Origin of the sequence: Anaerotruncus sp. AF02-27 (genome assembly GCF_003465835.1) — a bacterium.
Classification (GTDB): Bacteria; Bacillota; Clostridia; order Oscillospirales; family Ruminococcaceae; genus Anaerotruncus; species Anaerotruncus rubiinfantis.
The window spans coordinates 19,783-28,987 of record NZ_QSBX01000036.1; the positions used below are offsets into that span (position 1 = coordinate 19,783).

Below are 9,205 nucleotides of genomic sequence, written 5' to 3' on the forward strand. Positions count from 1 at the left end.
ATTTTGGCAACGTTATCTCTTGATCCGGTAATCCAAATAAACGTTATCCTCACGCCTGTTGCGGCAGTACGCAGCGGCTTTAACTTGGGTTTGATTATTGGATCGTCCTCAATCATCAACACCAGTGACCGGGTGGTTACATATACTTCTTTGGCGGAAATGCTGGAGGCGGGCTTTAAAACCACAGACGCGGAATATCTGGCCGCAAGCATCTATTTTGCGCAGAATCCATCTCCTACGAAAGTGGCGATCGGGGTAAAGGGCGCGGAAGAAACGGCCCTGCAAGCCGTGACGGCCTGCCGTGAAGCGAACAGCGAGTGGTATGCCTGCTATATTGTAGGCGCAGAAAAGGCCGATATTGTTGCCGTAGCGCCGTATATCGAGGCGATTTCTCCAGAAAGCGTGCTGTTTTTTACTACCAAAGACGCAGACGTTTTGACTGCGGCAGAGGGAAATATCTTTGCAACGCTCAAAGACGCGGGATATACCCGCACTCTGGGAGTCTATTCGACGAAAAACGATCATGCGGCCTGCGGGGTGATGGGTTACGCCATGGGGGCCAATACAGGCGATCCGGGAAGCGCCTACACTCTGCGAAACAAAACAATTATCAACCTGCAATCCGAACCACTCACGGCGGCCCAGGTAAACGCAATCGAAGGGAACAACGGAAACGTACAGGTAAACCGCGGCGTTTACTTTGATCTCTTTGAGCCGGGACTGACCGCGGCCGGGAGGTATTTTGACGATATCATAAATCTGGACATGCTTGTAAACGGAATCAAACGCAATGTTATGGACACATTGCAGCTTTGGCCGAAAATTCCCCAGACGGAACCGGGAGTAACCGCACTTGTAGGCGCGATTAATGATCCGCTTGAAGATGCCGTAACCACTGGATACATTGCGCCCGGAATCTGGCGCGGAGGCCCGTTTGTGTCATTGAGCAAGGGAGATGCGCTCCCGACAGGATATCTGGTTATGACCGAACCACTGATCGACCAGAGCGACGCAGACCGCGCGGCAAGAAAAGCACCGAAAATCTATATTGCAATCACACCGGCCGGAGCAATTGAGTCGGTTGCAATCTCGCTGAATGTATCGATTTAAGGAGGGAGTACATTGACGGATACTTATAGCTTTGCAGATATTTCGTGCGTCCTTTCGCACCCTGCCGTGGGGCAGCTCATTTGCAACGGAGAGGGGCTCGGGGATATTGCGATATCATACGCGAACGACATGACTGCTCATCTGTTGTCAAACGACGGAGTTGTGACTCCCACGAAAATTGAGGCGAGCAACGGAACCATAACGATCAACACCTCTCAAATGGGAGAAATCCATCGGTATTTGAGCAAGCTTGCAAACTACATTAGGGTTTCGAGAGCTTCGGAATGGGCGCGTCTCACTATTACAATTAAGGCGCAGAATCTCCAGACGACTTGCAAAGGAGTTTCGCCTCAGAAGATCCCCGACGAGACTTATGGACAGCAGGCACAGAATGTCGCATGGGCGCTAATGGCGGCTAAAATAAACCGAGAACCGATTTAAGGGAGGAATAACATGGATGCAATCAAAGAGCGGCGCGAATATGAGCCGTTTGTAATGGACGGTAAGGAGTACCGGATTTATTGGCTAGATGCCTATACCGCAATGTATATCGGTTATCAGCTTATGAACACGGCGCTCCCTCCGCTGATTGGCTCTTTAACTGCCGAAATTATGCCGGACCGAAGCGCGGCGGCAATTGCCGCCGCGCCCATGAGCAAATCGCAGTTTACGAGTCTGCTTAAAGATGTGTTGAGTTGCACTAAAGTACGCATGGATTCAGGGTGGATTAACGTCATCAACGATAACGGCAGCCCCGCGGTTCCGGGAATGGAAACCAACGTGGGAGCAATGATGACCCTTGCAGCCGAATCTATCAAGTTTAATTTTAAGGATTTTTTCGCCGAGAAGCTGTTGCCACTCGTCGGCGGTGCCTTCGGTATGAGCCCGCCGAATACCGAAATCTAAATGCCACACTTTACGCGCCGGTAATTGCCGGCCGCTGGCAACAGCACGAGCTATGGGATGGGACATACAACATTAACGATCTTTGGGATTGTCTTGAAATTATCGCAGTACAAAACGAAAATGAAGAACGCGCTCAGGAAGCGGCAGAACAGGAAGTGAGACAGTGACGAACATAATCAAAGAGTATCTAGTTTCCCTGGGGTGGAAAATAGATGATGCGGGAGCACAAAAGGCCAAAAAAATGCTCGATGATGTGTCGCAAAAAGCGGGAATGGTTGGCCAGTTTGGAAAAGCTGTCGGCGTTGTCTCAACTGCAATTGTAGCCGTCAATACGGCGATATTGGGGTATGTCGTAAGCGCGGCGAAAGCCGATGTCCAAAATGAACGTCTGGCGCGCTCGATGTGGACCACCAAAGACAATGCGGAGGCTATGAATAAGACGCTCTCTGCGCTGGGAATTACGCTCAATGATCTTTGGTGGAGCGCCGAGCAGCGCCAGAGATTCCAGCAGTTGCGCCGGGAGGCGCTGAATCTTCGGCCTCCCGCTGAATTTTCAGATCAAATGAAGCGGGTCCGTGACGTGCTGTTTGAATTCTCTCGAACCAAAGTCACACTGCAATATGCGGGTCAATGGGTATCATACTATTTTTTGAAATACATAGAGACACCACTTGCCAATATCAAAAAATCCCTCAAAGAGTTTAACGATTCCCTGCAACTCAAACTCCCAGAGGGCACAAAGGTTGTTGCGCAGGTCTTTTCGTGGTTTTTCCGATTGCTCTCGGCGGGGATAACGTTTTTGAGCCGATCCGGGCAAGGAATCATGAAGTTTTTAAAAGGTTTACCCCCGGAACTCCTTTTAGTGGCGGCAGGAGTCGCCGCAATCGCGGCCGCCTTTAAAACTGGACCATTGGGACTGTTTGTTGGACTACTTTCGACGGCACTACTGCTCTATGAAGATTTCTTGACATGGCAGCAAGGCGGAGAAAGCATGTTCGACTGGTCAAAACCCGCGGCCGCCATGGAACGTATCATAGATCTATTCGAAAATTCCACCATACAGGAATCCTTACAAAGCATAGGAGAATCCCTGGGAGAAATCTTTCGAAAATTGGTAGATGCCGCGGGAGCCGTAAACGATTTTTTGAAAGAAGCCACTGGAATGGATGCCGTGGAACTCGTTTTTAAAGGGATCGAAAAAATCGTTGGGAATGTAGCGATGCGCATAGAGGCGGTCGCTAAAGCGATTAAAAGCGTCCTCAACCTGATATCGGATGGATTTAACCCGGAAAATATCGAAACCGCCCTTGTAGATTCTGCAAAGGGAATGATTTCTGGAGCCTTTGGAATTGATGTTGATGAGGCCATAGCAAAAGCAAAGAGCTTTATCCCGTCAAAAGAACAAATATCAAATACGCTGAGTAGCTGGGGGGATAAAATCGGCGGGTTCTTTGGTTTCAATGGAGCAAAAGAAACAGCAAAGGCGAGTAACGTCACAAACAACCGGAACATTAACGCGCCAATTACACAGTACATTTATGGGAACGATCCGGTTGGAACTGGAACAGCGGCGGCCAATGCACTAAAAAGCAATCAATTTTATAGTGGGGCGCTGTCCTCGCCTTATAGTTAATGGAGGCAGATCATGGCGAAAAAAGAACGTGTCTATATGCGCACATCAGTTGGGGGTTATTCTTTTGATGCGATTGTGCGAGCCGATCATACCTCCGAGCTGGAAATGACCTCTCATCCAGTACAAAGCGGATCGGCGCTCGTGGATCACTCTTACCTAAAGCCGAAAAAGCTCACGCTGCAAATCGGCGTAAGTGATTCGGCGCTGAATGGCGCAAGCTATGGCGGAGGTTCGAGCAGGTCGGTTAATGCTTTTAAATTGATGCTGACCATGCAGGCGAACCGGCAGCCGGTAACGGTAGTGACGAAACTCCATACCTATAAAAATATGCTGATTCAGTCCATATCTGCACCGGACGATTTTAAAACCCAAAACGCCCTGGACGCGACGATAACCTTTCAGGAGGTTCCCGTCGCCACTATCAGCATTGTAAAGGTTTCCGCCCGGCCACAAGTGACTGGATCAACGAACAGAGGCACTCCGCAACCGGTAGAGGCGAAACAATCTGTGCTAAAACAATTAGGGAGCCTCGCATCAGCTTTTTTAGGACGGTGATCCATATGGCGTTTCGTGAAATCCCACTGACAACAGATCCCAATCAAACTTTTGCAATCACTCTGCCAGTGGACGATAAAAACATCAGCCTAATTTTTGAGTTACGGTATAACACAGTAGCCGAATATTGGGTTTTGGACATATACGACAATGAGCGCAATCCGATTCTGGCAACTGTACCACTGGTAACGGGAGATTACCCATCGGCAAATCTGCTAGAGCAATTCGAGGCGTTCGAAATCGGAAGCGCATTTATCGTTCCGTCTGGGCAGACCGTAACCGGCCGCCCGGATGATACGAATTTAGGCTCGGATTTTGTGCTGGTTTGGGGGGATACAGATGGCATCTACAAATAATAGCCTATATCCTCGCAGATACCGCGTTTTTGTCGCCGCTTCATCCGGCGCGGCCTTTGAGGTTTCCGAACTCAGATGCACTTTTAAAATCGAGAGAACCATGAACGCACAACCAAATCTGTGCGAAGTATCAATTTTCAACCTCACTCCCGAACTGCAAAACACAATCATAGCACAAAATGACCGCGTAATCGTGGAGGCGGGTTATGAAGGCCCACAATACGGTGTGATCTTTGACGGACAGATTTTGCAAACCCTCTCCGAGCGAGAAAATCAGGTGGATTTTAAGCTCACTCTGGTAGGGCTTGACGGTGCAAACTTTATGTCGGCGGGTATGATCTGCGGATCGTATGCAGCCGGGGCAACGCGGCGGCAGATCGTACAGGACAGCATCAGCAAGGTAACGGCCCCGGCACAAACTGGCAATATTTCGCCCGAATTTGGAAACAACGGGCTCTCCCGCGGGAAGGTTATGTTTGGACTTGCCGGGGACTACTACCGGCAGATGGCGCAGACAGACGGAGCATTAATGTACATTGACGACGGCAAAGTGAATTTAATCCGCGCGTCAGACTTGCCGCCCGGTGAGGTTGTGAATCTCACTCCAACCTCTGGCCTTATCGGGACACCGAGTCAAACGCAATATGGGGTGAATGCAAAAAGTTTGTTAAATCCCCGCTTGAAAATAAATAGTCTGGTAAGGATATCTAGCGAATATGTGCAACAAGCCCGCGCACAAATCGGTCAATATAACCGTCCATTGGATTCAAATGGGCTTTACCGGATTATCAAGGTTACACATACCGGAGACACTCGCGGACAAAACTGGTACACCGACATCGAGACAATCTCACAATCTGGCGGATTCCCGGCCATGATTGGGACTGCAAATGCACAGCCTTGGTATTAGGAGGGACGCTATGATACCGACTACCGCACAGCTTGGCGGAGAAGCGGAGGCATACCGCGCGCTGGCTGAAAAGATATCCAATACAATCCGAGTTGCAGTACCGGGGATTGTAACAGCCTTTAATGCATCGGCACAAACGGTATCCGTACAGCCGTCAATCCGAGAGCGGGTAAAAAACCAGGATGGGACCAGCACTGAAACCCCGTTGCCGGTACTGTTAGATGTTCCGATCTGCTTGCCGCGCGCCGGGGGATTTGCCCTCACTATGCCGGTAAAAGCCGGGGATGAATGTCTGGTTGTATTTGCTGACAACTGCATCAATGCCTGGTTTTCGAGCGGAGGCGTGCAAGGGCAGGAAGAAAAGCGCCGTCACGACCTTTCGGATGCTTTTGCAATCCTTGGTACATGGAGTCAACCGAACCGGATTACAGGCTTTTTGTCCGATGGCGCGCAGTTGAAATCACTCCGCGGTGGAGCGTCTATCACGATCAAAGATAACGAGATCGACATAGATGCACAAACCGTAAAAATCAATGGAACGACCATCGAACTAAATGGGTCAAGCGTCAAAGCAAAGGGGACGGAGATACCATGAGATATCGTAAACTTACAGAGACTGGCGATTATTCGTTTGGCAACGGCTCGCTCGATTATATCTCAGGTGTGGCAGCCATTGCGCAAGCGGTCAAAACTCGAATCATGTTGTTTCTCGCGGAGTGGTGGGAGGATCAGGAGGATGGCTTGCCTCTCTTTGAGGATATTTTGGGAGGTCGGGCCACAAACGAAGAACTGCAAGATGTCGACCGAATAATCATTGAGAGAATCGAAGGAACTCAAGGAATTGCATCTGTGGAAGAATACGAAAGCAGCTACGAAAACCGAAAGTACACGTTTTCGGCCACAGTAATTACAACGGACGGGGAAACAGTCTCTGTTGAAGGAGGGGTTTGATTGGCATACTTTGCGCCATATATCGATGCGGCGGGGTTACATATCCCGACCTATGCTGATATCTTAGAGGATTTAGTCCAGCAGGCAAAGCTCATTTATGGGCAGGACATATATTTGGATAATGATTCGCAGGACTATCAATTTATCAGCGCTTTTGCAGCCAAAGCCTATGACGTGATACAGGGAATTGTGCTTGCGTATAATAGCCGGTCTCCGGCTTTTGCTGTTGGGTCTGCTCTGGCGGGGCTTGTCCGGCTCAATGGCATAAAGCCCCTCTCTGCAACCGCATCAACGGCGACCGTTACACTAACCGGAACCGCTGGAGCGCAGATCATAGGAGGGGTTGTTGCTGATGCAAACAATATCCAATGGGCCTTACCGGGCACAGTGACGATTGGAAACGAAGGAACGGTGGATGTTTTAGCAACTTGCAAACAGCTTGGAGCCGTGGCCGCGCCTGCCGGAACAATCACTCAGATTGTGACACCGGCGCGGGGATGGACCTCAGTTACGAATGACGCGGCGGCGACGCTGGGAAAAGAGGCTGAAACCGACGCTCAATTACGCGCCCGGCAGAAAATCAGCGTTGCCAATCCGGGACAAGCCATTGTAACGAGCATAGAGGGCGCAATTGCCGCGATAGATGGGGTAAAGCGCCGCCGGGTCTATGAGAACTATACTGACAGTGAAGATGAAAACGGATTGCCTCCGCACAGCATCACGGCGGTTGTAGATGGGGGAAAAGAATATGATATTGCTTTGCAAATTTTTCTCCACAAGTCCCCAGGATGTGGAACCAATGGAGATGTAACAGTACCTGTAATTGATAAATACGGAGAAACTTGCAACATCAAATTCGACCGCCCTACAGAAGTACCAATTTTTGTTGAGGTTACGGTTAAAAGGCTGCAAGGATACTCAAATGATAATGTTATCATAAACGCTATCGTAGAATACATTGAATCTCTGGAAATCGGGGACGACGTTTATGCCTCATCGCTGATTGGCGCGGCATTATCGGCAATGCCATCACTCACCACTCCAACATTTACGGTATCATCCGTAAAAATCGGGAAAGCTGCCTCGAGCCTGTCAACGGTCGATATCGCAATTGCAATTACCGAGGCGGCCTCATGCTTGGCGGATAATGTGACCATAGTTATAACACAATAGGAGGGCTCGTATGGCGATAAAACCGTATTTGGATTTGATCACATCTGAGCATCGGACGCGGCCAAACTATATTGCGCTCCTACAAGCAAACCTCGCTCCATTGGAAGATTCTGAAACCTGCATGAACGAGATGGCCGCAAAGTTTGTTTTGGAGGAAGCGCAGGGAGCTCAGCTCGACATCATAGGGGATATCGTTGGTGCGAGTCGGATACTAAATGGCGCAACGCTGGACGACAAAACATTTTTGCTCCTGATTTATGCGGCAATCCTGAGAAACCACTGGACAGGAAAACCATATGATATCTATAACCTTTGGGAAACTCTTTTCCCTGACATCCGCCTAAGACTAAAAGATCAGCAGAATATGCACGTGCAGGCGGTGATCATAGGAAACATCACGGAAACAGAAAAAGATATGATCCTTGCGGGCCTGATTATTCCGCGGCCGTCCGGCGTACAAATGGATTACCTTTTTGTCGATCCGTCGCAGCCTATTTTTGCATGGGATATAGAGGGCGATTATTATGCCGGTTGGGATACCGGCTATTGGCAGTAGGAGGTACAAAATGGCTGGAACAAACTCGTTTTATCCCTTTGCGGTTAATACCGACAATACCCTCACTAATGCACAGTATCAAGCGGATGCTGGGAGGCAATCGGGTAATGTACCCGGAGAAATCGCGCGGGCGGCGCTGGTAAATAAAGCGTTAAAGCAAGGAGCGGCCGCAGCAGTGGCGGTTGGTGCGGTGGTAGCGGGGGCTGGGTTTGATGCATCGGACGCAGACCCGTCGGTACTTAGCTCCGCGTTCCAAAAATCCATATCCTTAAAATCTGGAACATTACGGGCCGCAAGCGTCACGTTGAGTGGGGCAACCTATACAGCAGTAGTCCCTGATTTGCTTGGGGTTGCTTCCGGGAACCTCCCTGCGGTATTCAATTTGCTTTTAATTTTACCAGCGGAATGCCCGGATAATGCCACAATATCAATTATTGGGCAAGCGAATGGAACGGAAATTTTAAATTATCCGATTTATACATCTCCAAATTCTCCGGTGAAAGCTGAAGGGATTCCGGCAGGCGCGGCCATAGAGCTTTTGATCAGCGTTACAGAGAACAAAGCGTATTATAGTAGCGGGGGCGGGAAGTCCGACCTCATCACCGTAACCCTCCCCGTGGCCTCATGGGTCAAGGACAGCACCCGCGAGATGTGGACGCAGGCGGTAACGCATAGCTCCATTGTGAACGATGTGCGCATTGGGATCAGCGTGGACGACGACACACAGCTTGCCCTTATGGACGCGGGCGTAACCTTACGGATTGACAACAACAATGGAACCGCGACGGCAAAAGCATTTGGAGCGATCCCAGAGAGTAACATCACGGCGCAGCTGACATTAACGCCGGTGGAGGTGGTAGCGTGATCTACGGCGAGGAGCTAGGCGCGGGCGGGATCAGTACAAAGACGATCCCCCCACAGGGGCTTAACCTGACGCTCAAGGGCGGCAACGGAAAGATCGACTGCACCTTTACCGGGATCGCCTCGCAGTGGCTGTATCTCGGGCAGTATTACCGGCTCATTGCAAAACCCGGCAGTGCGCCAACCTCCCCAAT

13 protein-coding genes are annotated in these 9,205 nt (G+C 50.0%); all 13 read left to right on the forward strand.

Annotation, left to right across the window (positions count from 1 at the left end):
- The first annotated feature begins 3 nt into the window (after positions 1-3).
- Entirely contained in the window at positions 4-1,110 is a 1,107-nt protein-coding gene (locus DWV16_RS17195) for a DUF3383 family protein (RefSeq protein WP_118480586.1), read from the forward strand.
- 12 nt (positions 1,111-1,122) lie between these two features.
- Positions 1,123-1,551 (forward strand): phage protein, encoded by a 429-nt coding sequence (locus DWV16_RS17200; RefSeq protein ID WP_118480588.1) that lies wholly within the window; start codon positions 1,123-1,125, stop codon positions 1,549-1,551.
- Positions 1,552-1,563: 12 nt separating this feature from the next.
- Positions 1,564-2,016, forward strand: coding sequence for a phage tail assembly chaperone (locus DWV16_RS17205; protein WP_118480590.1), 453 nt, complete (start codon positions 1,564-1,566; stop codon positions 2,014-2,016).
- A gap of 163 nt (positions 2,017-2,179) precedes the next feature.
- Entirely contained in the window at positions 2,180-3,649 is a 1,470-nt protein-coding gene (locus DWV16_RS17210; RefSeq protein ID WP_118480592.1) for a hypothetical protein, read from the forward strand.
- 12 nt (positions 3,650-3,661) lie between these two features.
- A complete protein-coding gene (locus tag DWV16_RS17215) occupies positions 3,662-4,204 on the forward strand; it encodes a phage baseplate protein (protein WP_118480594.1) in 543 nt (180 codons plus the stop codon).
- Positions 4,205-4,209: 5 nt separating this feature from the next.
- Positions 4,210-4,560, forward strand: coding sequence for a hypothetical protein (locus tag DWV16_RS17220; RefSeq protein ID WP_118480596.1), 351 nt, complete (start codon positions 4,210-4,212; stop codon positions 4,558-4,560).
- Positions 4,544-5,470 (forward strand): hypothetical protein, encoded by a 927-nt coding sequence (locus DWV16_RS17225; RefSeq protein ID WP_118480598.1) that lies wholly within the window; start codon positions 4,544-4,546, stop codon positions 5,468-5,470. The genes DWV16_RS17220 and DWV16_RS17225 overlap by 17 nt, the downstream gene beginning before the upstream one ends.
- 10 nt (positions 5,471-5,480) lie before the next feature.
- The gene (locus tag DWV16_RS17230) at positions 5,481-6,065 is read left to right on the forward strand and encodes a Gp138 family membrane-puncturing spike protein (protein ID WP_118480600.1); all 585 of its coding nucleotides are present in this window, start codon (positions 5,481-5,483) and stop codon (positions 6,063-6,065) included.
- Complete coding sequence (locus tag DWV16_RS17235) at positions 6,062-6,421, forward strand: hypothetical protein (RefSeq protein ID WP_118480602.1); 360 nt, start codon at positions 6,062-6,064, stop codon at positions 6,419-6,421. Before DWV16_RS17230 ends, DWV16_RS17235 begins: the two co-directional genes overlap by 4 nt.
- Positions 6,422-7,594 (forward strand): baseplate J/gp47 family protein, encoded by a 1,173-nt coding sequence (locus DWV16_RS17240; RefSeq protein ID WP_118480604.1) that lies wholly within the window; start codon positions 6,422-6,424, stop codon positions 7,592-7,594.
- 10 nt (positions 7,595-7,604) lie between these two features.
- Positions 7,605-8,150, forward strand: coding sequence for a DUF2612 domain-containing protein (locus DWV16_RS17245; protein WP_118480606.1), 546 nt, complete (start codon positions 7,605-7,607; stop codon positions 8,148-8,150).
- Between the two features lie 10 nt (positions 8,151-8,160).
- Entirely contained in the window at positions 8,161-9,015 is an 855-nt protein-coding gene (locus DWV16_RS17250) for a hypothetical protein (RefSeq protein WP_118480608.1), read from the forward strand.
- The coding region (locus DWV16_RS17255; protein ID WP_147349489.1) for a hypothetical protein at positions 9,012-9,205 on the forward strand (194 nt) is incomplete at its 3' end. The genes DWV16_RS17250 and DWV16_RS17255, both read left to right, overlap by 4 nt.

Coding starts and splice junctions, on each gene's coding strand:
- DWV16_RS17205 (WP_118480590.1), top strand. CDS start 1,564: ATGGATGCAATCAAAGAGCGGCGCGAATATGAGCCGTTTGTAATGGAC.
- DWV16_RS17215 (WP_118480594.1), top strand. CDS start 3,662: ATGGCGAAAAAAGAACGTGTCTATATGCGCACATCAGTTGGGGGTTAT.
- DWV16_RS17220 (WP_118480596.1), top strand. CDS start 4,210: ATGGCGTTTCGTGAAATCCCACTGACAACAGATCCCAATCAAACTTTT.
- DWV16_RS17225 (WP_118480598.1), top strand. CDS start 4,544: ATGGCATCTACAAATAATAGCCTATATCCTCGCAGATACCGCGTTTTT.
- DWV16_RS17230 (WP_118480600.1), top strand. CDS start 5,481: ATGATACCGACTACCGCACAGCTTGGCGGAGAAGCGGAGGCATACCGC.
- DWV16_RS17235 (WP_118480602.1), top strand. CDS start 6,062: ATGAGATATCGTAAACTTACAGAGACTGGCGATTATTCGTTTGGCAAC.
- DWV16_RS17245 (WP_118480606.1), top strand. CDS start 7,605: ATGGCGATAAAACCGTATTTGGATTTGATCACATCTGAGCATCGGACG.
- DWV16_RS17250 (WP_118480608.1), top strand. CDS start 8,161: ATGGCTGGAACAAACTCGTTTTATCCCTTTGCGGTTAATACCGACAAT.